Origin of the sequence: Rufibacter radiotolerans, from assembly GCF_001078055.1 — a bacterium.
Taxonomy (GTDB): domain Bacteria; phylum Bacteroidota; class Bacteroidia; order Cytophagales; family Hymenobacteraceae; genus Nibribacter; species Nibribacter radiotolerans.
Genome location: NZ_CP010777.1, coordinates 4,323,349 through 4,345,931, shown reverse-complemented (window position 1 = coordinate 4,345,931; position 22,583 = coordinate 4,323,349). Strand labels below are relative to the sequence as shown.

Sequence of the window (22,583 nt, the reverse complement as noted above, 5' to 3'; positions counted from 1 at the left end):
ATGAAATGATGTTACTTGTCTAGAAGGAATATCCCATATTCAATCCTACGGCAAAAATAGCGGTTCCTTTGTTATACATATAGCCGCTGGCGCGCATGCCAAAGAAGAGGCGGTTATCGTTAAAGAAATCAGATTCAAAGACCGCTTTTCCGCCAATATCTTTTTCCCTTATATGCACAAACACCTCGTCGGTGGCCACGCCGGGGGTAATGGTCCCGCCGCCGCCGCCGCCTGTACCCTTAACCAAGTCTAACTCAGACCTTCTGCGCACCGCCGGGCCAAAACCAAATTTAATGGTGTATCTTCCGGTTTCCGTTAAGTCAAAGAAAACGGAGGTGTCAAACATCACAAACGCCTTGCGCGAAGTGAAGATGCTGCGCTGGTGATCATACCGGGAAGAACTCAGGTATTCACCGGAAACGGCAAAGTGGATCTTGTCAGTGAGCTCCCGGTTGTATTGCTGTGAGAAAAGTGCCCCACTGTTATCGCCTTCCAAGATATAGGCAAACCCAACCCCCGTCCGGAAATGGTTTGGGTACAGGTGCTGCGCCGAAAGGGAGGGTACTACCAATAGCAAGAGCATTCCTACCAAGAACAGTTTCATGACAAGGGCGCGAGAGTAAAAAGGATGTTTCATAAAACCTTTAACAAGACAGGAAAATAAGGGGGATGGAATAATGTACCCTGCATTACTTAAATTTTATAAATTTAGTTGTGTTCCGCAACCATTTTCGGCTTTCCCTACGCAGGAGAGGTTTTTAAGTGCCAAAGCGTCTACTAGTTAGCTGTTCCAGGAAAGAGCCACGGTAAAAGATTGCCTATCCTATGGGGTGAAACAAAAGTGAATGGTAGCACCAATTGCCTTCATAATTGCCAGGAGAGAAAAGTTTATAACACCCTTCCATATTCTGCTTTTCCAGGGGGCCAGCCTTAAAGCCAGCTTCCTATTTATAATAGAACATCACCGCCTACATGACTTCTTTTGCCCCTCTTCTTCAGGTCAATGATCTTACCATAGAGTTTCCTGCGCAGCAGGGAAGGGTGAAGGCGGTTACTAGTATATCCTTTGCTTTGCAGCGCGGGGAAGCAGTCGCTATAGTGGGAGAATCTGGATCAGGGAAGACCATTACGGCGCTTTCCTTAATGCAACTCCTGCCGGCAGCGGCCCAAATCACTTCCGGAACGGCGGAGTTCCAGTCCCCGCAGGCAGGCCCGGTAGATTTGTACCAGCTTTCTCAAAAGCAGCTACAGAAAATACGCGGTAAGGAAATCTCCGTGATCTTTCAGGAACCAATGTCTTCCTTGAACCCCGTTATATCCTGTGGAAAGCAGGTGGCGGAGGCGTTGTTAATTCACTTGCCTATCTCTAAACAAGAGGCCTACCAACGCACCATTGCCCTTTTTGAGTTAGTAAAGCTTCCTTTGCCAGAGAAGATATTCAGGAGTTATCCACATGAGCTTTCTGGGGGGCAGAAGCAGCGGGTCATGCTGGCCATGGCCATGAGCTGCGACCCGGCTATTTTAATCGCAGACGAGCCTACCACGGCTCTGGATGTCACGGTGCAGGCCAGCATTCTAAAGTTACTGAATGAGCTTCGGCAGGAAAAGGAAATGGCCCTACTGTTCATATCGCATGACCTAAGCGTGGTGGCGCAGGTAGCCGACCGGGTATTGGTCATGTACCAGGGGCAGATAGTAGAGGAAGGCACGGTGCAGCAACTGTTTTCAGATCCGCAGCACCCCTATACCAAAGCCTTGCTGGCCTGCCGTCCTACCATGAAAACAAACGTGGCGGTATTGCCCACCGTGGCAGATTTTATGGGTGCCGGGGTTAGCCCCCCTTTAGAAAATAATCCTTTTCATCACCAATGGGCAAGTGGCTCTGCTGTGGATAACGAAGGATTTAACGCCGTAATGCCGCAAGTACCAACTCCTCTGGAGCCTATTCTCACAGTAGAGGATCTCCACGTAACCTTTACCAGGCACCGGAACTTCTTTTGGCAGAAAAAAGAACTGAGCAAAGCTGTGAACGGGGTTTCATTTGAGGTTTTCCCGCAAGAGACCATTGCTTTAGTAGGGGAGTCGGGCTGTGGAAAAACTACTTTGGGCAGGGCCTTGGTCCGGTTGATAGAGCCGACCAGCGGAAAGGTAGTTTTCAACGGGCAAGATTGGAGCAACTTATCTAACCAAGAGGTAAGAAAGCAACGCGAGGACTTCCAGATCATCTTTCAGGACCCGTATGCCTCGCTTAACCCACTCATGAAAATAGGGGACGCCATCATGGAACCCATGCAGGTGCATAAGGTGTTAAAAAATGATCGGGAGCGGAAGCAGCGTGTCCTGGAGTTACTGGAAACCGTAAATCTTCTCCCCGAACATTTTAACCGTTATCCCCATGAATTCTCTGGCGGCCAACAACAGCGTATCTGCATTGCCAGGGCGTTGGCGCTAGAACCCACGTGTATCATCTGTGATGAGATTGTCTCTGCCCTGGATGTATCTGTACAGGCGCAGGTCCTCAACCTTCTCAACCGCCTCAAACAACAGTTTAACCTTACGGTCTTGTTCATCACCCATGACCTGGCGGTGGCCAAGTTTATGGCCGACCGTGTGTTTGTCATGGACAAGGGAGAGATAGTGGAGCAGGGCACAGGGCAGGAAATCTTCACGCATCCAAAGCACCCGTTTACCAAGGCATTGCTACAGGCTATTCCGTCAAGCGAGGTACCAGATATTTTAGCGGCCCAAAGGAAACGAAATACCTTTAAAGCAAGTATAGACGAATAGATATATTTGTACCCGTATCTAACCCGTTTTAAGCCCGTTTTCTTGAAAACAGGCCCAAAACGCAAATGAAAAGGCTTTCTGAAACGGAAGGCCAAAAAATGAAAAATTTAACGGCAGCCTAAAAAAGCATGCTGCCAGGCGTGGTTCTGCTCCTTTCTTGTAGGAGAGGTGAGCCAGCCCACATTGAAAAGATTAATGGAAAGAAAAAGAAGAGAGCGTGGCGCGGGCAAAGATTCTGCCCCCCGCTCCAATAGTGCAGGAAAAGATAAAGGCGCGCCACGCGGAAGACGCCAGAGCCAGAACGTTGGCGAAGTATCAAAAGAGGTGTTACTGAACGTGTTCCTGAAAGAGCCTAAGCAGGTATTCACGTACCGTCAGTTGCACAGAAGGTTAGGCATTACCACCAAAGAAGGGCGTGAGGTAGTCTCTGAGCTCCTGAAGAAAATGCGGAAGAACGGAGAGTTGGTCCATTTACAGGACGACTCCTATAAGTTCAACCCGGACTTTGTGCGCTCTGAACCGGAAACCACCCGCGGTGAGCGTGCCAGCCGCCGCAGTGATTCTGACCGGGGCCGCGACCGCGATCGTGACCGTGGGCCAGCCGTCTCCAGAAGAGGAGGCCCTACCATTATTGGTAAGGTAGACCTGGCCAATGCCCGCCACGCCTATGTGGTTACCGAAGAAACTGACCAGGATGTACGCGTGCCCGTGGAGAAACTCATGTTTGCCATGGACGGTGACACCGTGCGCGTGCAACTGAGAGGCACCCGCCGGGCCAATGAGCGCCCCGAAGGTCAGGTAGTAGAGGTACTGGTACGCGAGCGTGAAGAGATTGTAGGTCGTTTGGAGATGTCCAAGGGCTACGGTTTCATTGTGCCCGACCAGAAGAAAATGTACTTTGATGTGTTTGTGGGGGAACGCGGCCTAGCCGATGCCCAGGACGGAGACAAGGTACTGGTGCACATCACCGAATGGCCAGACGACCCCACCAAAAGCCCTACCGGAGAAATCACCCGAGTCTTCGGCCCGGCCGGAGAGCACAACGCCGAGATCCACGCCATCATGGCGGAATTCGGGTTGCCGTTTGAGTTCCCGGAGTCTGTGGAGAAAGAGGCCGACGCTATTTCGGAAGGCATCACGATGGAGGAAATTGCCCGGCGCCGTGACTTCAGGGACGTGACTACCTTTACCATTGACCCGGCAGATGCCAAGGATTTTGATGATGCGCTGAGCGTGCGTCAACTGGAGAACGGCAACTGGGAGATTGGCGTGCACATTGCCGACGTAACGCATTACGTGCAGCCTAACACCAAACTGGAGAAAGAAGCCTATCGTAGGGCCACCTCGGTGTATCTGGTAGACCGCACCATTCCTATGTTACCAGAGCGTTTATCTAACGGGTTGTGCTCTCTGCGCCCCAATGAAGACAAACTGACTTTCTCCGTGGTGTTTGAGATTGATGAGAACGCCAAGATCCACGACTATTGGATTGGCCGTACCATCATCCATTCAGACCGCCGCTTCTCCTATGAGGAAGCCCAGCAGGTGATTGAAACCCTGGAGGGAGATTTTTCCACGGAGATCCTGAAGCTGAACGAACTGGCCAAGAAATTTAAGGACAAACGCTTTAAGGGCGGGGCCGTGAATTTTGAGACCATTGAGGTGAAGTTCAAGCTGGATGAGAACGGCAAGCCGCTGTCACTGTACGTGAAGGAACGCAAAGACGCGCACAAGCTTATTGAGGAGTTCATGCTGCTGGCTAACAAATACGTAGCCGAGCACGTGTTCAAACTCCGCACCGGTAAGAACAAGCTCACCATGGTGTACCGTACCCACGGCTCGCCAGACCCCGAGAAACTGATGAACTTCTCTTTGTTCGCTCGTAAGTTCGGGTATAAGATTGACCTGGAGGAAGGCCGTGATATCTCTGCGGAGCTGAACAAGCTGGCCGCCCAGACCGAAGGCAAGCCCGAGCAGCACGTGCTGCAGAGCCTGGCCATCCGGACCATGGCCAAAGCCAAGTACAGCACCGAGGCCGAAGGGCACTTTGGCCTGGCGTTCGCGCACTACTCGCACTTCACCTCGCCTATTAGAAGGTACCCAGATATGATGGCCCACCGCCTCATTGACCAGTATCTGAAAGGCGGGCAAAGCGCTGAGCTGGAAGAGTACGAGGAGCGCAGCCTGCATTCCTCAGACATGGAGAAACGCGCCGCCGATGCGGAGCGGGCTTCCATTAAGTTCAAGCAGGTAGAGTTCATCAGTGGCTTTATCGGGCATCAGTTCAAGGGCATTGTCTCTGGCCTGACCGAGTGGGGCATGTACGTGGAGATTGAGGAGAACAAGTGCGAAGGCATGGTTCGTCTGGCTGACCTAAAAGACGATTTCTACGAGCTGGATGCCGCCAATTACCGCATCATTGGTCGTAGCAATAAGAAGATCATCTCCTTCGGGGATGAGGTGATGGTGCAGGTGAAAGCTGCCAATGTCTTAGAGCGAACCATTGACCTGGAACTGATAGACAAAATCTAAGCCTAGGCTTTCTAAGTAACCTTAAGCGTTTATGACCTCTTTTTCTTAAAAGTGGTCATAAACGCTTTTTAACGATAATTAAAAACAAAAAGGCTTCCTTCCTGATTTTACCGTAGCTTTGGTTGCCGGTAAAGAAGCCGTTTTATCAGCCTGGCAGGAAGCTTTTTACCTTTTCAGCTTAAGATTTATTACTGTGGATATCTCACATTTTTCAGAGCGAATCAACCAGACCCTTTCCACGCTCACTTACGGGGAAAACCCAACTGAACTGTATGCCCCCATTAGGTATATGATGGAGCTGGGAGGGAAAAGAGTGCGCCCATTGCTCACTGTTTTAGGGGCCTATCTTTTTCAGGATAATGTGGATAAGGTGCTTTTGCCTGCTATTGGGGTAGAGGTTTTCCACAACTTCACGCTTATGCATGATGATATCATGGATGGGGCCCCGCTGCGAAGAGGGAAACAGACCGTGCACGAGAAATGGAACACTAGCACGGCTATTTTGAGTGGGGACGTGATGTTGGTTAAGGCCTATGAGTTGTTCCTGGGCATTGAACCAGATAAATTACCGCAGGCTTTAAAGCTGTTTAGTAACTGCGCGGCCCAGGTTTGCGAAGGACAGCAACTGGATATGAATTTTGAGCAACGGCAAGATGTGCAGATTGAGGAGTACCTGCTCATGATCAAACTTAAAACCGCGGTTCTCCTGGGTTTTGCCCTGGAATTGGGAGCCCTGCTTAATGACGCTTCTCCCGCCGATGCGCAGCATTTAAAGGAGTTCGGGATTAACATGGGCATTGCCTTCCAGCTGCGCGACGACCTGCTGGATGTGTACGGGGACCAGGCCAAGTTTGGCAAACGCGTAGGCGGCGACATTGTCTCTGATAAAAAGACGTACTTGCTGCTTACCGCCCTGGAGCGCGCCTCTGCCACCCAAAAACTGGCCCTGGAGAAATGGCAAGGGGTTAACGGTTCAGACGAAGTAGATGGCAAAGTACAGGCGATCAAAGAACTGTATGACGAGTTGGATATCCAGAACCTCACCCAAAACCAGATCAACCACTACTTCCAGAAGGGGCTGCACCATTTAAATGAAGTAAACGCCTTGAACAGCAAGAAAGAGCTGCTCAGGTTAATGGCTATCCAGTTGATTGAACGGGACAGTTAATAGCTGCCTTGCTTTATAATTTCCCTTTTACGGCTCAGAACGACCGCTTTTCTTACCGGCAAATTTCTCAGCCCAACCTATTTCAGATTTTCCATGGTCATTTCCATCACCCTTATCATTATTGCCATCACGGTCCTTGTCTCTTTGTATGCCTGGCAGAACCAGAATTTAATGGAGGCCTGGGTGCATCATCCGCAGTCGGTGGCGCAGGACAAGGAGTGGTGGCGTTTGCTTACCTCAGGGTTTCTGCACGCAGATTTCATGCACCTGTTCTTTAACATGTTCTCCCTGTACATTTTTGGCGGGGTAGTAGAACAGATATTCTTAGGCATTTTCGGGTTTCCGGTAGGGGCGGTGATTTATGTAGTGCTTTATTTAGTGGCTATTATCGTGTCAGACCTGCCCACTTATTTTAAGCATAAGAATGACAGCCGGTATTATTCCCTGGGGGCTTCGGGTGGGGTGGCCGCCATTATCTTCTCCAGCATCTATTTCAACCCGCTAACGGAGCTGTTAATTTTCCCAATTCCATTCCCTATCCAAGGCTATATCTTCGGTGCGCTTTACTTGGCTCTATCCTATTACATGAGCACTAAGAGCCATGACGGTATTAACCACAGTGCCCACTTTTATGGCGCCGCCTTTGGCTTGGTGGTGAGCATTATTCTGGTGCCAGGCCAGATCCAGAATTTCTTTGACCAGGTGCTGGGGTAACCTTATTTTTGCACTTCCTAAAGAAAAACGGCTTTATCTATTTTCTGTAAATCACCGTATACTAGGTATATAACAGGTTATTTACAGTAGGGGAGATGAAGAAGAATTTTACTTATCTAAAGATTTGCCTTTTGCTTCTGGTCTGCACGGCCGTTCCCATAGGCACCCAGGCCCAGGTTACGGTGACCGGGGCGGCGGCTACGGCCAAGATGGCCCACATGACCCTGGCCGAAGGTATCACCCACAAACAGACGCTTTTGCTGGAGCTAGTGACCAAGGCGGGTTTAATGCCCCTGTTATCACATAGTGACCCCTATACTTTCTTCGCCCCTTCAGAAGCGGCACTGGCGGCCTATAAAGACGCCTCTCCCGAGGACCTTAGGGCTTTCCTGGGCCAGCATCTGGTGGCGTCCAGCATTACCTCAGAAGATTTGAAAGACGGCACCGATATAAAGAACATAAACGGCAATAACCTGCGTATCTACCGCAAGAAGGGGGCAATTCTGGTAGATGGCGTTAAGCTGCTGGAATCCGACCAACTGTATACCAATGGCGTTTGGCACCAGTTAAATGGCGCCCTTCAACCCCCCAGGCCTAAGCTTTAAGAGCGCAAAAGATTGTGAATGTAGAAAGGGCTACCCAGCAGGGTAGCCCTTTTTTTATGCCTGCCTGGGAATAAGAAATAATTATGGGAGTCTCGTGCAACCCTTTCTCTCCTATGCTCATCTATAGAAGAAACATAAAGACACTTCTATGAAAAATCTATCCGCTTTCCTGTTTCTGGCCGTTCTGGCCCTGGTAGTTTCCCTGTCTTCTTTCAAAGGTGCCCCCTCGATAATGCAAGAAGAGACCCGCTCGCTGCCGGCATTCACCAAGATTGGCCTGGGCTACCCCGCCGAGGTAATTCTGCGCAGAGGCAATACCCAGAGCGTGAAACTAGATGGCGACGCGGAGCAACTGGCCCAACTCATCACGGAGGTGAAAGACGGGCAACTGGTCATCAAAAGAAAAGACCAGGACCGCATGTTTAATTTTGACACGGACCAGAAACGGGTGACTATCTACATTACCGTACCTCAGGTGGAAGCCTTGTCTGTGAGCGGATCAGGCAAGATACTGGGCAAAGATTCCTTTAAGGCCACCAACTTGGAGTTGGCGGTGAGTGGTTCAGGGTCTATTAAGTTACAGGCTTCCGTAGATAAGATGAGCAGCCGTATCTCAGGCTCAGGAAATATTGAGCTGGAGGGCGAAGGCAAGCAAAGCACCGTGGCGGTGAGTGGCTCGGGCTCGTTGAAAGGCTTCGGATTTAAGACCAATGACGCCAAGATCAGCATCAGTGGGTCGGGTTCCTGTGAGATAAACGCGTCCTCTACCTTAAAGTCCAGCATAAGCGGCAGCGGCCGGGTTTTCTATGAAGGCCAGCCCAACGTAGACAGCCGGGTGAGCGGCAGCGGTAAAGTGCAGAAGCGGGCGTAAGGAACCTCTTTTAGGAGAGGCAGTATCCTTTAAAGGCATTAGGTGTTTTGAGCCTGTTTTTTGAAAACCGGGCCTAAAACGCCAGGGAAAAGAAAACCTGTGTTAGAGCTGAAAGTCTTTTCCAACCTGGCAGCCGCCTCGGTCTAAACTAATCCAACCATACAAAGAAGCTCCCGTTTTGGAGCCGTTTTCTGTAAAACGGCCCCAAAACGGGAGCTTCTCTTATTTGGCACAGCCAAGGCTATGGCTGCGATTTATTGTAGCGTGCGTGCTCTGTACAGCAGGAACCCCACGTGGCCGAAGACATTCCAGCGGTTGGTGTCATTGTCATAATGGATCACCTGGAGGGCTGCCGGGCCAATAGGCAGCTGGAAGATCAAGCCGGTACTGGCCGTGAGGCGGGGACGGTCAAAGCCTTGGGCGCGCAGGGCTTGCTGCTCTGGGCCTTCTTCATAAGGCGCATGGATCAGGTGCATGAAAGCCTCTGTGCGCCACTCAAACTTGGTCAGCACCTTCCGGGAGAAGCGCCCGCCCACGGCGGCGTATCTGGTGGCCCGGTATTTATCCAGAAACAGCGTGCGGGAATCTGGCAAAGGCGAGAAAGCCGGCGCCACGTTAAGGGTAGACCGGTAATTAGAGAACCTGCCCTGGGTACTCAACATGCCTTCAATAAAATAGCCCCAGCTGCTCTTGTCATTCTTAGAAGGGTAATAGCCTTCATAGGTAGCCGAGAATTGCAGCCACTGGTGCCGGGCCGAGCGGCCTTCGGTGAGCAGAGAGGTGGTACCTGGGTCATAGAGCTCTTCGCCGGTGACCCCGCGTACGCCCAGCACCGCCCGGTGGCCCCGAGTAGAGTACATTTTGCGGTTAAGTGAGTTGCGCTCAAAACGCAGCGCGGCGGTAACCCCTTGGAAATCTGTCTCATCAAGCACGTCATCTGACGAAACGTTGATATTGTTGGCATATTCGTCTTCATTGGAGAACCAGGCGCCCTCAAACACAAACCGGCTCCTGAAATTATGGCTGATGCCGGCCTGCATGCCTACCTTGAAATCGCGTTGGCGTACTTGGGTGCTGGTGGCGTCACGGTCCAGAAAATCGCTTACGTCCTGGTAATTGAGGGAGCTGTACATCACAGACGGCTCAATGTAGAAAGGCAGCGGGCTGGGCATATTCACCCGGAAACCGAATTGCCCGGCGGCGTAGAAACGGCCTATGTTGGCGTTGGCCCCAATGGTGTACAAGACGCGGTTCAGGAAACGGTATTCCAGGCCCACGTACAGGTTGTCTACCGGGCGGGTGCTGAAGACGGCGCCTACTTCTGCCGTGGCGTTGTTGCTCTGGCGGGCATCCAGGCTCAGTTCATAGCCTCCTTGCTCAGGAGAGTATTTTATGCGGGGGTAAATGCCCTTGAAGAAGTCATTGGCCGCCAGGCGGTAATAGCCTTCCTCTATGTCAGTGATGGTATAATGGCCGCCTTTCTTCAGGAAGAAACTGCGCACGTAGTCATGCTGGTTTGCCTCCAGGCCCTGGATCTTCACGCTGGTAAACTTGGGCGCCGGGGCTTTTTTGGTGAAGGCCTGCCGTCTCTGTTGCAAAGCCACGGAGTCTTCCTGCCTTTTGATGCGCTGCTTTAGCAAAGGCAGTTTCTCCTGGGTAGATTTCACGCCAATGTCAATGAGTTCCTTGGCGCGGTCAAAGGCGGTGGTGCCAAAGCCTTCCAGGTCGGGCTGAATCAAAACCCCGTTAGGCCCCACGGCTAGGGTGTCTGCCACGTCAAAGCTCAGGAAAATGAGCGAAGATCCCAGCAGTTCGTCATCCTTCTCATGGGGATATTTCTTGTAGGAGACATCGCCCACGTTCACCCCAATAATGATATCGGGTTTGAATTCTGAGCGCATCACATCTGTGGGGAAGTTATTGAACAGACCCCCGTCAAACAGGTAACGCCCGTCTGCCTGCCTGATAGGCCGGAACGCCAGCGGCACCGCCATGGAGTTACGCACCGCGTCTGCCAGTGAGCCGTTGCGCTGAATCACCTGCTGCCGGGTAAAGATCTCGGCCGTAAGGCTCCGGAAGGGCACAAACAGCTTGTCAAAGTCATAATTGGCAATGGCACCGCCCGCCGCCATGGTAGAGGCCAAAGCATAGTTGAGGTTCACATCGCTTACCAGTCCGCTGGTGGTCTGTACCTGAATATTCTTCTTTAGAGAGACAGGCAGGCGCAGGGCCGCGGGGGAGGGGTCCAGGCTGAAGAAGTTGAAGGCATGGTCTTCCAGCTGGCGGCCAGAAACCCAGTACTGGAACTTAGGCGAAAGCACCAGGTCCTCAATATCCTGGGGCGAGTAGCCGGCGGCATACAGGGCCCCTACCACTGAGCCCATACTGGTGCCCACAATGTAGTCAATAGGAATGTTGTTTTGCTCCAGCACCTTTAAGACGCCCACGTGGGCCAATCCTTTGGCGCCGCCGCCGCTTAGTACCAGGCCCACTTTTTGCCCGGCCACTTTCTGGCCTGCCATCAGCAATAATAAAATCAGGAATACCCTTAAACCATATAAGAGTGAATGCATATAAAACCAGAAAAAATGTTGGAAGAAGTAGGCTTCTTGCCCTTGCTTTGTTCTCTTTCAGCGTGTAACGGAGGAAAGCCTTCTGAAGGAAGGAGAAAGTGCTTGTATTCTATCTAAAAGCCAAAGGCAAAGCTGCTTAGGTGCACTTACTAGTATAAGCCGCAAAAGGTTGGTACTATCTCTTGTAAAATCACTATTTGCGGCCCTGGCAAGAGAGATAAGTTGAATTATAGGTGGCCTAAAATCTAAAACAGCCCGGCAAGCCAATCTTACCGGGCTGTTTTAAGCCCGTTTTCATGAAAACGGGCCCAAAACGGAATCTACCTCAACGGCTTAGGCATGACCGGCAAGCTTTCATGACCTTGCGCGTCTACGGCCTGTACGGCAAAGAAATAGTTGTCTTTGGAGTAAGGCAGAATGGTGGTGGTGGCGTTGCCGTCCACGTAGATTTTCTTTTCCCACATAGGCGAGGATGTTTCGCGCATGAGAATGTAGTAGCCGGCCGGTTTTTTGCCCTTGGCCGGCGCCTCCCACTTCAGTTCGGTTTTGTTGGTGAGGTTGCTGGTCACCACGCCCACATTCTCCGGGGAGTAGGGTGCCGAGGCCAGGTTGGCCAGCGTGGCCAGGTTCATGGCGGTGTTCTTGCGCATGTACTCAAAGTCTACGTGCTCGGGAAAATCGCCGTAGGCGATGCCTTTCTCGGTGCGCACGTTCTGGTGCTGGTACTGGTAGTTCTCGTTCATCTCGCAGACGCGTATGGCCGTGAACCCCATCTGGCTGAAGGGAGTGTGGTCCCCGCCCCGCAGGAAACGGTCGGTGCGGTAGTTCAATACTACCTCTAGTTGCGGCACGTACCGGTTGGCCATCTCTTTCATGTAGCGGGCAAGTTGGCGGCTGCGGCTGTCGTTCTCGCCGCCGGTGCTTTTGCGCATGGCCGTCATCTCTGGGGTCTCCAGCGCTGGTACGCCTTCAGAGAAGATACGCACGCGGGTGTTGTCTGCCAGGCCGGTCTCATCTGAGAGCGAGTTCCCGATCATGTCATTGTTGAGCATAGCCACCAGGTTCCAGTTCTCTTTCTTGGCGCGTTCCGCTAAATGACGGGCTCCAATCAAACCCTGTTCTTCGCCCTGTACGCACACAAAAATGATGGTGGCCGGGAAGGCCTGCTTGGCCATGACGCGGGCCAGCTCAATCACGGCCGCAGTGCCAGAGCCATCATCATTCGCGCCGGGTGCCTTGCCCACGGCGTCCATCACGTCTGTATTTCTTGAGTCAATGTGTCCGCTGACAATGAACACGCGGTCGTCGTTGGGGTCGGTGCCTTTGAGGGTGGCCATCACGTTGGCAAACTCCACGTCTTCTTTCACGCGGCGGCCGTCGGCCTTCACCAGGTATTTGTCCTGGGTCACGGTCATGCGCCCACCCGAGGTGGCGGCGGCTTTCTGCATCTCGGCCTCGGCCCAGTTGCGGGCGGCGCCAATGCCTTTCTTTTTGTCTTTGACGGAGCTAAGTGAGTGGCGGGTCTCAAAGCTGACCAGGCCGCGCACCAGGCGCTCCAGTTCCTGGGCAGACACCTGTTCGGTCATGGCTTTGATGGTAGGGTCTTGCTTAATGATAGCTTGCGCCTGGGTTACCTGCGGAAATAATGCTAACCCTGCGGCCATTGCGGCCAGGCGGGGCAAAGAAAAGAAAGAAGTCATGTTAGATGGGAATGGGTATAAGGCACTACAAACTATCCCGTAATTTCTGCATTAATCTGGTAAAACCCAAAAAGGAGTAGGAACCGAAGGAAGTCTGTTTTAAGGGTGTTTTTCAGAAAGTAGCCCAAAACTGGTACTTCCCAAATGTTCTCCGTGGAACATTCCGGCCCCTAAGCAACGCACCGGCGGCTCCCTACGTTGTACCCTGTAACCACCAACTGTAGAAAACTATGAGCCAAAAGATTTCCCCGGGAAGAGAGTTCCTGGACAGCGTGCATTACTACTATGACCAGGCCGCCCAACACTCCAAGCTTCATCCTGGCATTTTATCGCAGATCAAGATCTGCAACAGTGTGTACAAGGTAAACTTTCCGGTGGAGGTGGACGGGCAGGTACAGGTGTTTGAGGGAATACGGGCCCAGCACAGCCAACACAAACTGCCCACCAAGGGCGGGATCAGGTATAGCATTCACGTAGACGAAGATGAGGTGGTGGCCCTGGCCAGCCTGATGACGTTTAAATGCGCCGTGGTAGACGTGCCCTTCGGGGGCGCCAAGGGCGGTGTGAAGATAAACCCCAGAACCTCTTCCGTAGAGACGCTGGAACGGGTAACCCGCCGCTTTGCCTCAGAGTTGATCAAAAAGAACCTCATCGGCCCGGCCGTAGACGTGCCTGCCCCAGATTACGGGACCAGCAGCCGTGAAATGGCCTGGATAGCCGATACCTACCATACCTTCAAATTTGGCGAGACCAACGCCTTAGGCTGCGTGACCGGGAAACCGGTGGGCCAGGGCGGGATCAGGGGCCGCGCCGAGGCCACCGGTCTGGGCATCTTCTTCGGGTTGCGCGAGGCCCTGCATGACGGGGCGGTATTGCAGCCTTTGAATCTTTCCAGCGGCGTGGCTGGCAAGCGTATCATTATCCAGGGGATAGGAAACGTGGGGTACCATGCCGGTAAATTCCTACAGGGCGATGGCGCCATCATCATTGGCGTGGCTGAGCGGGAAGGCGGAATCTTTAACCCAGACGGGCTGGATATTGACAGCATCTTCCAGTACCGCAAAGAAAACAACTCTTTTGAGGGGTACCAGGGAGGCGCCTTCATCCCTAATTCCAGTGAAATGCTGGAGTATGACTGTGATGTGCTGTTACCGGCCGCCCTGGAGAACGTAATCCATGAGGAGAACGCGCCGCGCCTGAAAGCCAAGATCGTGGCCGAAGGCGCCAACGGACCTATCACCCAGGAGGCCGAACGCATTCTGCACGCCCGCGGGGTCATCATTCTCCCAGATTTGTACCTGAACGCCGGCGGGGTAACGGTTTCCTACTTTGAGTGGCTCAAGAACCTGTCTAACGTTCGCTTCGGGCGTATGGGCAAGCGGGCCGAAGAAGCCAGCCTGAAACGCCTGGTGAACACCATTGAGAAAACCACCGGCAAAAGCCTTAGCGCCGAGGAAAAACTCCTCATCATTCACGGCGCCGATGAGCGGGACCTTGTCTACTCCGGCCTGGAAGACACCATGATTACCGCCTACCAGGAAATGCGCGAAGTCACCCACCAGATCAAAGGCATCACAGACCTGCGCACCGCCGGTTTTTATGCCGCTATTGAGAAGATAGGCGTGAGTTACCAGTCATTGGGTATCTTTCCGTAAGGGAAAAATAGTGCTAGAAGGAAAGCCTTATCAGATGTGTCTGGTAAGGCTTTCTTGGTTTTGGGAGGGAGGGGTTTTGATTAATTGCGTTTTGAGGCCGTTTCCCGATAAATAGCCTCAAAACGCAATAGTGCCTACTACAACGCAGACTCTCCCCTTGAGGGGAGCGCAGAGGGGTGTTTACACAGGAGAGCACATATGGTGGGTAAATAACTAAAACTCGAAAGGTGCCGCAAAGGGGATTACAAATCCCCCTTTCGTAACTTCCGGATTGCAAATCCGAAAGAGCGTTCTTTGATATTTTGTTCTTCTATGCCCAATACTGCCCGCCGTTGTTGGTGTTCTCACCAACAACCACTACTGCCACCAACCACCACTTGAGTCCTCTTCCTCGTCCTCCTTTGAAGGGGGTAGGGGGATGACACTCCTCTGTAGATCAACTCTGTTTCTAGCCCGTTTTCCGCAAGACAGGCCCAAAACGCATAATTCTCGCCCATACCTGTATCTCCAAACCCCCTTTCCCCGTGCAGTTTTCCCCGGGAAATTGTAATTTACCCGTGGCTTTGGCTACTAATACCCAAACCCCAACTTAAAAACGGTGGAGAACCCGGCCCTTCGTGCAGAATTCATTAAGCTCATTGCCCAGGATCAGGCCCTGATCCATAAGGTGTGCAGCATGTACTGCCGGGACCCTGAGGAGCGGAAAGATCTCTTTCAGGAAATTGTGCTGCAACTTTGGAAGTCCTATCCCACGTTTAAGCACGAGTCTAAAGTAAGCACTTGGATGTACCGGGTGGCCCTGAACACGGCGGTCTCCAGTTTCCGGAAGGAAAGCCGACGGCCGCACCATGGGTCCTTGTCTGAGACAGACCTGCAGATTCCGGCCGCGCCGGATACCTCCGCTGAGTATGAATTGAAAATAAAGTACCTCTACGCCGCCATTGACCAACTCTCTCAGGTAGAGAAAGCCATTGTCATGCTGTACTTAGAGGATAAAACCTATGATGAGATGGCCGAGATTATCGGTATCACCAAGTCTAATGTGGGAGTGAAGCTTAATAGAATAAAAGCCAAACTAGAGAAGTTGTTAACGCCGGTGTATGATGAAATTAGATAGCCTCAAAGACGTGTGGCAGACGTACGCCGCCCAGACGGCGGCGGCGCACAAGGTCACCGAAAACCAGATAGCGGTCCTGTTAAAGGCCCGTACCGAGAATTCTGTGACCAAACTGAAGCAGAACATCTACTTTGAGCTAGGGGTGCAGGTACTGACCATTCTTCTGTTTGGGGCTGGGGCCATCTTTACTTCCGGAGACCTGGCCTTTAGGGTGCTGTGCCTGGTGGTAGTGGTGGTGTGTCTGCCGTTTTTGGCGTATTTCTGGGCCCGCCTGACCTATGTGCGCAGCCTTAACGTGACCACGGCTAACCTTAGGGCCACGCTCAAGAACCTCATAGAAATGCTCACCGGGCTTACCAGACTGTATTTCTGGACCAATATGCTGCTGGCCCCCATCGGGTTGGCTGCCGGGCAGTTGGCCTACCTGAAACTGGCGCGGGGCATCAACATCTCGCACCTTCCCTGGGATTTGATGGGACTTAGGCTGGTGATAGGGTTTGTGATTGGTGCGGTGCTGGGCTACTTCTTTTTGAAGTGGTACATCAGGAAAATGTTCGGGGATCACCTTAAGTCCCTGCAGCAGGCCTATGGCGAACTGGAGAACCTGGAAGCCGCCGCTTAGCCTTGAAAGCATCTGCTCCTGAAAGCCATTGCAATTGACAAATGCGTTTTAGGGCCGTTTTACAAAAAACATGCTTAAAACACCAACGTCCCCTTTCCTGAGTAGGAAAGGGGACGTTTTTTTATGGGCCAGGGCGGTAAAAAGCAGGTTTTCAGGTAGGCAACAGAAAATAAAATAGCGCAAAGGCTGTAATAAAAAATTGAGGCCGCTTACTAATCTGGTATTAGTGATTCCTATAAAGCGCCCTATGATCAGATTACTGCTCTCGCACCAATGGAAAGAATCCACCCGGTCATCGGTGTGGCAGAAGAACCTGGCCATTAACCTGGTTCTGGGGTTTTTCATACTGCTGCTGCTGTCCTATGTGGTGCTCCTCAGCCTGTTCCTGGACAAGATTCTGGAGGCCGGCTGGCCCGATGAGGACCCGGTGGAATTAGTGAACAGGGTGCTGCTTTATTATTTCCTTTTTGACCTGGGCTTCAGGTTTCTGATGCAGGAACTGCCGGTGCTGGGCATTCAGCCGTATCTGCACCTGCCAGTGGGTAAAAGCAAGCTAGTGCATTTTGTGCTCTGGAAATCCCTCTCCAGCCTGTTCAATTTCCTGCCGCTGCTGTTGTTCATTCCCTTCGCCCTGAAACTGTTGCCTGAGGTATACGGGCTGGGTGGCGCCTGGAGTTGGGTGGCGGGCCTTTTCCTGCTCACGCTGGTCAACAACTACTTAACACTGTATTTCAAACGCCAATTGGTGGAAAAGCCCTTTGTGACGGGTGGTTTCCTGCTGGCCGTAGTGGCCTTGGCTGCCATTAATTACCTGGGTTATATCTCATTGGGAGCGGCCTCCGGGGCATTTTTCAATGCCTTAGGCACCAACGCGGTATGGGTACTGGTGCCCTTGGTTCTGCTGGTGGCCGTGTATCTGCTCAACTACCGGTTCCTGGTGGCACACACGTACCCAGAGGAAATGCGCATTAGAAAAGCCGCTAAAGTGGGTGATTCCTCTGAGATTGGGTTCCTGCAGCGGTTTGGGGAGTTAGGCACTTTGATTGGACTGGAGCTGAAGCTGATCATGCGCCATAAACGGCCCAAATCCACCATCCTCATGGCGGTTCTCTTCATGGCGTACGGCTTCCTTTTTTACACTAACAAAATCTACACAAACGGCTTTGCCATGCTCATTTTCCCAGGCATTTTCATGACGGGGTTCATGATGCTGAGCTACGGACAGTTTGTGCCGGGCTGGCAAAGTGCCCATTTTGATGCCCTGCTCACCAAGCGCCTGAGCCCCTATACGTTCTATCTGGGCAAGTTCTGGATGTTTGTGCCCGCCTGCACCGTGGCCTATCTGGTGACGCTGTTGTACGGCTTAATGCCTGCTGCTGGCGGCAAGATCATGTTGATAAACACGGCCTGCTTTCTGTACAACATTGGCATTAACACCTTTGTGGTGCTGTACCTGAGCACCTACAACAAGAAACGGATTGACCTGAGCAAAAGCGCCTCTTTCAATTGGCAGGGCGTGGGGGCCTCACAGTTCATCATGATGCTGCCTGCCATGTTACTGCCCATCCTCCTTTATTTCGCCTTCTCCTTATTAGGTAACCCCTGGTGGGGCATAGCGGCGCTAGCCGTGGCGGGTCTTCTGGGTTTCCTGTTTCATAAGCAGTTGCTGGGCGTGGTAGTAAAGCGTTTCCAGCAGGAGAAATACACCATTGCCGCCGGCTACCGGCAGATATAGCTATAAGGGAAATTGTAAAAGGTAGCTAGTTGGCTACAGGTAAAAGAAGTTAAAACCACATAAGGGTATGGTGTTTGGCACCTGGTTCTTGTGTCTAAAAAATAACCATATGATAGAAGTACGCGACCTCCAAAAGAACTACAACGGCGTAACGGTAGTGAATATTCCGGCCCTGGTGGTACAGCCCGGCGAAACCGTAGGGTTGGTAGGCAACAATGGCGCCGGCAAGACCACTTTCTTCCGGATGATTCTGGATTTGATCAGGCCCACCAAAGGCGAGGTATTCAGCAAAGGCGAGAACGTGCGCGCCACCGAAGACTGGAAACAGTACACCGGCTCGCACCTGGACGAAGGCTTCCTGATTGACTACCTTACCCCCGAGGAGTACTTCAACTTCATTGGCAAACTGAACGGCCTCACGCCCGGCGATATCCAGGCCTTTCTGGACCGCTTCAGCGATTTCTTCAACGGCGAGATTCTGGGGCAGCGCAAGTATATCAGAGACTTCTCTAAGGGAAACCAGAAAAAGGTAGGGGTGGCCGCCGCCGTCATGTCTGACCCTGAGCTGCTCATCCTGGATGAACCCTTCGCTAACCTGGACCCCAGTTCGCAGATACGCCTCAAGAACCTGCTCAAAGACCTAAAACGCCAGGGCATGACCCTGTTTATTTCCAGTCATGACCTTAGCCACGTAATTGAAGTCTGCGATCGCATTGTGCTATTAGAGAAAGGGAAGATAGTGGAAGACATGAAAACAGACGAAACCACGCTTCAGCAGCTGGAAAGTTACTTTACGGTTTAGTTTTCCACGGGTAAAGCTGTGGAAAAATGGGCAGCCACCTAGAATTATCCACTTAAAGATTATTGTTAGACAAATTCCGTTTCGGGCCTGTTTTCAAAAAACAGGCCCGAAACGGTTTATAGTGCAAAGGCCAGTTGGCACCGCTGACCTACCAGAGCCGCAATGTTCTGGCGTAGCTCCAGGTGGGTCTTGATCTCTTTGAACTCCTGCTCAGAGCGGGCTTTTATTTCTTTGCGCTGCAGGGCTTCAATAAAGCGGCGGGCGTCTTCGGGGGTTTCCAGGAGCAGGCCGGGTACTTTGGTGGGTTTGTCGTCTTCGCCCTTGGCCACCATGGTAAAGTAAGAGGTATTGGTGTGCTTAACCGTGCCTGACTTCACGTTCTCGGCAATGACCTTAATGCCTACCAGCAGCGAGGTGTTCCCCACATAATTGATGGAGGCCATGAGGCTGACCAGTTCGCCTACCTCTACGGGCTGCAGAAAATTCACCCCGTCTACCGTTACCGTCACGCAGTAATTGCCGGCGTGCTTGGCGGCGCAGGCATAGGCTACTTTGTCCATGAGGGAGAGCAGAATGCCCCCGTGTATTTTACCGCCGAAGTTGGCGTAGCTGGGGATCATCAGCTCGGTGAGGGTGGTGCGGGAATGGGAGACGGGCCGGAAAAGCTCTGGTTCTGGGATGGGTTGGTGCATGGCGTTTTGACGCTGTTTTGCTAAAAGTAAGCCAAAAACAGAAACTTCCCCAACCATCGGCCCTTGGGCCAGGCGGCGGCGCCGGTCTTATTCTTTCTGCAGCCGCTCGTTTATCTCATTGAGCAGCTCCATCTGTATCTGCTGGATCTGAAACAGGCGGTGGCCCTGTTGCATGAGCAGGTGGTCAATTTTCTCGTGCAGCTGGCGTATCTCCAGTTCGGCTTTGAGGTTGATCTGGTAGTCATGCTCGGCCCGCAGGCGGTCTTTTTCTTCCTGGCGGTTCTGGCTCATCATGATCACCGGAGCCTGCAGGGCGGCAATGGAAGACAAAATAAGGTTGAGCAGAATAAAGGGGAAGGGGTCAAAGGGTCGCCCGAAGAAAGCGATCACGTTCACCGTCATCCAGAGGGCCAGAAAGCCCAGGAAAAGAAGGATGAAGCGCCAGCTCCCGCCAAACGAGGCAATCTTATCAGCGAGGCGCTCGCCCAAAGAAAGCTGGCCGGTGTACTCGGTCTCCAGGTTTTTGGAGAGCAGCTCATTCTGGCTGATGCTGGTCACCACCTCTTTCTCCAACTGGGTCAGTTTCCCGAACTCCTCCTCCAGCACATCTTCCACAAAGGCAGTGCGGTACTTGTTGAGTTCCTGCATAGAGATATACCCGTTGGGGTTCCAGGTGGGGTGATCGCGCAAGATGAGCTTGACCAAAGGCTCCCGAACCGCGTTGGCCGGCATGAGCTGGCTTAGCGGAAGTCGCTTACCCGTGATCTGGCAAACTTCAGATGGCGAGAGATCTGTAGACATAAGGATTTATGGCCGGTTCTAAGCCTTTTTTACGCAAAGCGGCCTAAAACGAACTAATCCTTACCGGTATCAGAATTTTGGGGAGATTTACAGAAAGATCACGTCGTCAATGACTTGCTCGCCTACTTCGGCGTTAATCAGGGCCATGACTTTTCCTTTGGCCATGTTGAGCTCGTGCTTGAGCGGGGCCGAGGTTAGGCGCACGTACAACTTGCGGTTGCGCACAAACACCTCCTGAGTTTTCATAGATATGGCCTTGCCCATGATCTTCTCCCAGGAACTCACCAACTGCATCTCACTCAGCTTTCCGTTGAGTTTATACGCCTTCAGCATGGCATCAATACTGTCTTTGATGGAGATAGTATCGGCTTTGCGCATAAACGGACTTCTGGGGTTAAGCGGACGCATGGTAGGTGGGGTCTAATGGGCTTGTGAATGGGTCAAAGTTAGGTGATTTGCGGGCTGCCAAACGGTCTTGCGGCAAATGAATTTACCCACCAGGTTATCCCCATTTATAAACGGGGTTATGCACTTTCTGTTTTGGGGCTGGTTTTGGGAAAACAGGCTTGAAACGGGTTTTACTTAATGGATAGCTAAGGTGCTTGTTGGTGAGAACACCAACAAGGGCGAATTACCTTCTGATTCTTATTGGTTTTATTGAGCTGTTGCTATTTATGGTGATAAAGTAGTTGTCAGTTATTAATAGTTTGTCTGGCCAATTTTCAGGTTTATCAGTGTAGACAAGATGCACAGTGTCATTTTTGATTTCATAGGTTCCTTCTGTTCCCCCAAGACTAAGCACTAAGTAAAATTCACCATTATCATAAAGTACGACCTGTTGAACTCCTGCCACTAAGTCATTTAAACCAGAGTATTTTACTTCTCTGTACTCACAAGAGGAAAAGATGAAGATTGAAACAATAAGAACTACTGATTTCATACTTTCAAATGAATGCCAACCAACAACTACCCCTCATCATCAATCGTCTCCGCCGTGCCCTCAGCTATCCTGAACCTCCGGATGTTGTCTGAGAGCGGGCGCAGGATCTTGTCGGTACGTTCCAAGTGGGTATCTGTCAAAAAAATCTGCCCGAAGGTGTTATCCGCGACCAGTTGCATGAGTTTGGTGATCCGTTTCTGGTCCAGCCGGTCAAAGATGTCATCTAAGAGCAGTAGCGGTTTCTGGCCCTTTTGAAGGGAAAGCACCTCAAACTGGGCCAGCTTGAGCGCAATCACATAGCTTTTCTGCTGCCCCTGTGACCCGAAGTTCTTCACACTCCGGTTATCCATCAAGAACACAAAGTCGTCTTTGTGCGGGCCCACGGTAGTGCGCTGCAGCAGCAGGTCCTTGCGCTGGCTCTGGTCCAGCAGGTAAGCGTAGTTCTGCCGCACCAACTGGCTCTGGTAATCCAGGGTGACTACCTCAGAGGAATCAGACAGGTGGTGGTAGTGGCGCTGGAAAACCAGCTCAAAGGTCTCCAGGAACGCAGCCCGCCTGATGCTCAACTCCGTGCCCAGCGGCATGAGCTGCTCATCCAGCACCTGCAGGTACTCGCGGTCCATGTAGTTTTTCTCAGCGAAGTGCTTGAGCAGGGAGTTGCGTTGCTTTAGAATGTAGGTGTACTGAATGAGCAGGTCCAGGTAAGAATGGTCCAACTGGGCCATGAGGGCGTCAAAGAACTTGCGGCGCTCCTCGCTGCCTTCCCTGATCAGGTCGGTGTCATAGGGCGAAATCAAGACCACTGGGAACTGGCCCACGTGCTCGCTCACACGCTCATAGGGCGTCTTATTAAGCGTGATGATCTTCTTTTGGCCCGCCTTGAGGTAGCACTGCACCGCGCTCACTTTCTCCTGGGTTTTGAACCGGCCCCGCACTATAAAATAGTCCTCGCCCTCCTTTATGTTCTGCAGGTCTGAGGCCGTAAACGCGCTTTTGGTGAGCGAAAGGTAATGGATGGCGTCCAGCAGGTTGGTTTTGCCGCTGCCGTTGTCGCCTATAAAGCAATTGATGTGCGTTGAAAAAGGCAAGGTGGCTTCCTCGTAATTCTTGAAGTGGAGAAGGTGTAGATTTTCGAGGAGCATGAACTTGTTTGAAGATTTTTACTTAATTTCGCATGTTAGAATACCTTACGGAGCCAACCGGGCATTAAATCTACCTAGATTTAGCGTGTAGGCAAGCTCCCATATTCCTTGAATAACCCTTACGAAC

General features: G+C 52.0%; 19 protein-coding genes. 11 read left to right on the top strand and 8 right to left on the bottom strand.

Features of this window, described 5'->3' with window-relative positions; genetic code table 11:
- Positions 1-19: 19 nt before the first annotated feature.
- The gene (locus TH63_RS17680) at positions 20-604 is read right to left on the bottom strand and encodes a hypothetical protein (RefSeq protein WP_048922112.1); all 585 of its coding nucleotides are present in this window, start codon (positions 602-604) and stop codon (positions 20-22) included.
- 368 nt (positions 605-972) lie between these two features.
- Here TH63_RS17680 and TH63_RS17675 point away from each other — a divergent pair, with 368 nt between their 5' ends.
- The 6 genes from TH63_RS17675 (at position 973) to TH63_RS17650 (ending at position 8,677) form a co-directional block, all read left to right on the top strand.
- Positions 973-2,787, top strand: coding sequence for an ABC transporter ATP-binding protein (locus TH63_RS17675; protein WP_048922111.1), 1,815 nt, complete (start codon positions 973-975; stop codon positions 2,785-2,787).
- Between the two features lie 195 nt (positions 2,788-2,982).
- Complete coding sequence (gene rnr / locus TH63_RS17670) at positions 2,983-5,319, top strand: ribonuclease R (RefSeq protein ID WP_082161836.1); 2,337 nt, start codon at positions 2,983-2,985, stop codon at positions 5,317-5,319.
- Between the two features lie 193 nt (positions 5,320-5,512).
- Positions 5,513-6,487 carry a polyprenyl synthetase family protein gene (locus TH63_RS17665; protein ID WP_048922952.1) on the top strand — a complete coding sequence of 325 codons (975 nt, stop codon included), beginning with the start codon at positions 5,513-5,515 and terminating at the stop codon, positions 6,485-6,487.
- Between the two features lie 93 nt (positions 6,488-6,580).
- The gene (locus TH63_RS17660; protein ID WP_316931930.1) at positions 6,581-7,201 is read left to right on the top strand and encodes a rhomboid family intramembrane serine protease; all 621 of its coding nucleotides are present in this window, start codon (positions 6,581-6,583) and stop codon (positions 7,199-7,201) included.
- 95 nt (positions 7,202-7,296) lie between these two features.
- Positions 7,297-7,806 (top strand): fasciclin domain-containing protein, encoded by a 510-nt coding sequence (locus tag TH63_RS17655; protein WP_048922110.1) that lies wholly within the window; start codon positions 7,297-7,299, stop codon positions 7,804-7,806.
- A gap of 148 nt (positions 7,807-7,954) precedes the next feature.
- Positions 7,955-8,677 carry a head GIN domain-containing protein gene (locus TH63_RS17650; RefSeq protein ID WP_048922109.1) on the top strand — a complete coding sequence of 241 codons (723 nt, stop codon included), beginning with the start codon at positions 7,955-7,957 and terminating at the stop codon, positions 8,675-8,677.
- Between the two features lie 254 nt (positions 8,678-8,931).
- Here TH63_RS17650 and TH63_RS17645 read toward each other — a convergent pair whose 3' ends face one another.
- Together TH63_RS17645 and TH63_RS17640 are read right to left on the bottom strand one after the other, a co-directional pair.
- Positions 8,932-11,250 (bottom strand): patatin-like phospholipase family protein, encoded by a 2,319-nt coding sequence (locus TH63_RS17645; protein WP_076606530.1) that lies wholly within the window; start codon positions 11,248-11,250, stop codon positions 8,932-8,934.
- Between the two features lie 320 nt (positions 11,251-11,570).
- Positions 11,571-12,950, bottom strand: a complete 1,380-nt coding sequence (locus TH63_RS17640; protein WP_082161779.1) for a M20/M25/M40 family metallo-hydrolase — start codon at positions 12,948-12,950, stop codon at positions 11,571-11,573.
- 230 nt (positions 12,951-13,180) lie between these two features.
- On the opposite strand from TH63_RS17640, the gene TH63_RS17635 reads away from it, so the two are divergent.
- The 5 genes from TH63_RS17635 (at position 13,181) to TH63_RS17615 (ending at position 18,881) form a co-directional block, all read left to right on the top strand.
- Positions 13,181-14,605: a Glu/Leu/Phe/Val family dehydrogenase gene (locus TH63_RS17635; protein WP_048922107.1), complete on the top strand. Its 1,425-nt coding sequence runs from the start codon at positions 13,181-13,183 to the stop codon at positions 14,603-14,605.
- A 598-nt stretch (positions 14,606-15,203) separates the two neighbouring features.
- Positions 15,204-15,722, top strand: coding sequence for an RNA polymerase sigma factor (locus tag TH63_RS17630; protein WP_048922106.1), 519 nt, complete (start codon positions 15,204-15,206; stop codon positions 15,720-15,722).
- The gene (locus TH63_RS17625) at positions 15,706-16,344 is read left to right on the top strand and encodes a hypothetical protein (RefSeq protein ID WP_156180694.1); all 639 of its coding nucleotides are present in this window, start codon (positions 15,706-15,708) and stop codon (positions 16,342-16,344) included. The genes TH63_RS17630 and TH63_RS17625 overlap by 17 nt, the downstream gene beginning before the upstream one ends.
- A gap of 247 nt (positions 16,345-16,591) precedes the next feature.
- Positions 16,592-18,079, top strand: coding sequence for a DUF5687 family protein (locus tag TH63_RS17620; RefSeq protein ID WP_048922104.1), 1,488 nt, complete (start codon positions 16,592-16,594; stop codon positions 18,077-18,079).
- A gap of 109 nt (positions 18,080-18,188) precedes the next feature.
- A complete protein-coding gene (locus TH63_RS17615) occupies positions 18,189-18,881 on the top strand; it encodes an ABC transporter ATP-binding protein (protein ID WP_048922949.1) in 693 nt (230 codons plus the stop codon).
- Positions 18,882-18,997: 116 nt separating this feature from the next.
- Here TH63_RS17615 and TH63_RS17610 read toward each other — a convergent pair whose 3' ends face one another.
- The 5 genes from TH63_RS17610 to recF all read right to left on the bottom strand — a co-directional run bounded on the left by TH63_RS17610 (position 18,998) and on the right by recF (position 22,456).
- The gene (locus TH63_RS17610) at positions 18,998-19,573 is read right to left on the bottom strand and encodes an acyl-CoA thioesterase (RefSeq protein WP_048922103.1); all 576 of its coding nucleotides are present in this window, start codon (positions 19,571-19,573) and stop codon (positions 18,998-19,000) included.
- A gap of 87 nt (positions 19,574-19,660) precedes the next feature.
- Positions 19,661-20,374 carry a DUF1003 domain-containing protein gene (locus tag TH63_RS17605; protein ID WP_076606529.1) on the bottom strand — a complete coding sequence of 238 codons (714 nt, stop codon included), beginning with the start codon at positions 20,372-20,374 and terminating at the stop codon, positions 19,661-19,663.
- An 87-nt stretch (positions 20,375-20,461) separates the two neighbouring features.
- Complete coding sequence (locus TH63_RS17600) at positions 20,462-20,782, bottom strand: DUF721 domain-containing protein (protein WP_048922102.1); 321 nt, start codon at positions 20,780-20,782, stop codon at positions 20,462-20,464.
- A gap of 223 nt (positions 20,783-21,005) precedes the next feature.
- A complete protein-coding gene (locus TH63_RS20420; RefSeq protein ID WP_156180692.1) occupies positions 21,006-21,314 on the bottom strand; it encodes a hypothetical protein in 309 nt (102 codons plus the stop codon).
- A gap of 26 nt (positions 21,315-21,340) precedes the next feature.
- The gene (gene recF / locus TH63_RS17595) at positions 21,341-22,456 is read right to left on the bottom strand and encodes a DNA replication/repair protein RecF (protein ID WP_048922101.1); all 1,116 of its coding nucleotides are present in this window, start codon (positions 22,454-22,456) and stop codon (positions 21,341-21,343) included.
- Positions 22,457-22,583 lie beyond the last annotated feature (127 nt).

Bases quoted from the DNA above. Each gene is read 5' to 3' on its own strand.
- TH63_RS17680 (WP_048922112.1), bottom strand. From the start codon at position 604: ATGAAACTGTTCTTGGTAGGAATGCTCTTGCTATTGGTAGTACCCTCC.
- TH63_RS17675 (WP_048922111.1), top strand. From the start codon at position 973: ATGACTTCTTTTGCCCCTCTTCTTCAGGTCAATGATCTTACCATAGAG.
- rnr (WP_082161836.1), top strand. From the start codon at position 2,983: ATGGAAAGAAAAAGAAGAGAGCGTGGCGCGGGCAAAGATTCTGCCCCC.
- TH63_RS17660 (WP_316931930.1), top strand. From the start codon at position 6,581: ATGGTCATTTCCATCACCCTTATCATTATTGCCATCACGGTCCTTGTC.
- TH63_RS17655 (WP_048922110.1), top strand. From the start codon at position 7,297: ATGAAGAAGAATTTTACTTATCTAAAGATTTGCCTTTTGCTTCTGGTC.
- TH63_RS17650 (WP_048922109.1), top strand. From the start codon at position 7,955: ATGAAAAATCTATCCGCTTTCCTGTTTCTGGCCGTTCTGGCCCTGGTA.
- TH63_RS17645 (WP_076606530.1), bottom strand. From the start codon at position 11,250: ATGCATTCACTCTTATATGGTTTAAGGGTATTCCTGATTTTATTATTG.
- TH63_RS17640 (WP_082161779.1), bottom strand. From the start codon at position 12,950: ATGACTTCTTTCTTTTCTTTGCCCCGCCTGGCCGCAATGGCCGCAGGG.
- TH63_RS17635 (WP_048922107.1), top strand. From the start codon at position 13,181: ATGAGCCAAAAGATTTCCCCGGGAAGAGAGTTCCTGGACAGCGTGCAT.
- TH63_RS17625 (WP_156180694.1), top strand. From the start codon at position 15,706: ATGATGAAATTAGATAGCCTCAAAGACGTGTGGCAGACGTACGCCGCC.
- TH63_RS17620 (WP_048922104.1), top strand. From the start codon at position 16,592: ATGATCAGATTACTGCTCTCGCACCAATGGAAAGAATCCACCCGGTCA.
- TH63_RS17615 (WP_048922949.1), top strand. From the start codon at position 18,189: ATGATAGAAGTACGCGACCTCCAAAAGAACTACAACGGCGTAACGGTA.
- TH63_RS17610 (WP_048922103.1), bottom strand. From the start codon at position 19,573: ATGCACCAACCCATCCCAGAACCAGAGCTTTTCCGGCCCGTCTCCCAT.
- TH63_RS17605 (WP_076606529.1), bottom strand. From the start codon at position 20,374: ATGTCTACAGATCTCTCGCCATCTGAAGTTTGCCAGATCACGGGTAAG.
- TH63_RS17600 (WP_048922102.1), bottom strand. From the start codon at position 20,782: ATGCGTCCGCTTAACCCCAGAAGTCCGTTTATGCGCAAAGCCGATACT.
- TH63_RS20420 (WP_156180692.1), bottom strand. From the start codon at position 21,314: ATGAAATCAGTAGTTCTTATTGTTTCAATCTTCATCTTTTCCTCTTGT.
- recF (WP_048922101.1), bottom strand. From the start codon at position 22,456: ATGCTCCTCGAAAATCTACACCTTCTCCACTTCAAGAATTACGAGGAA.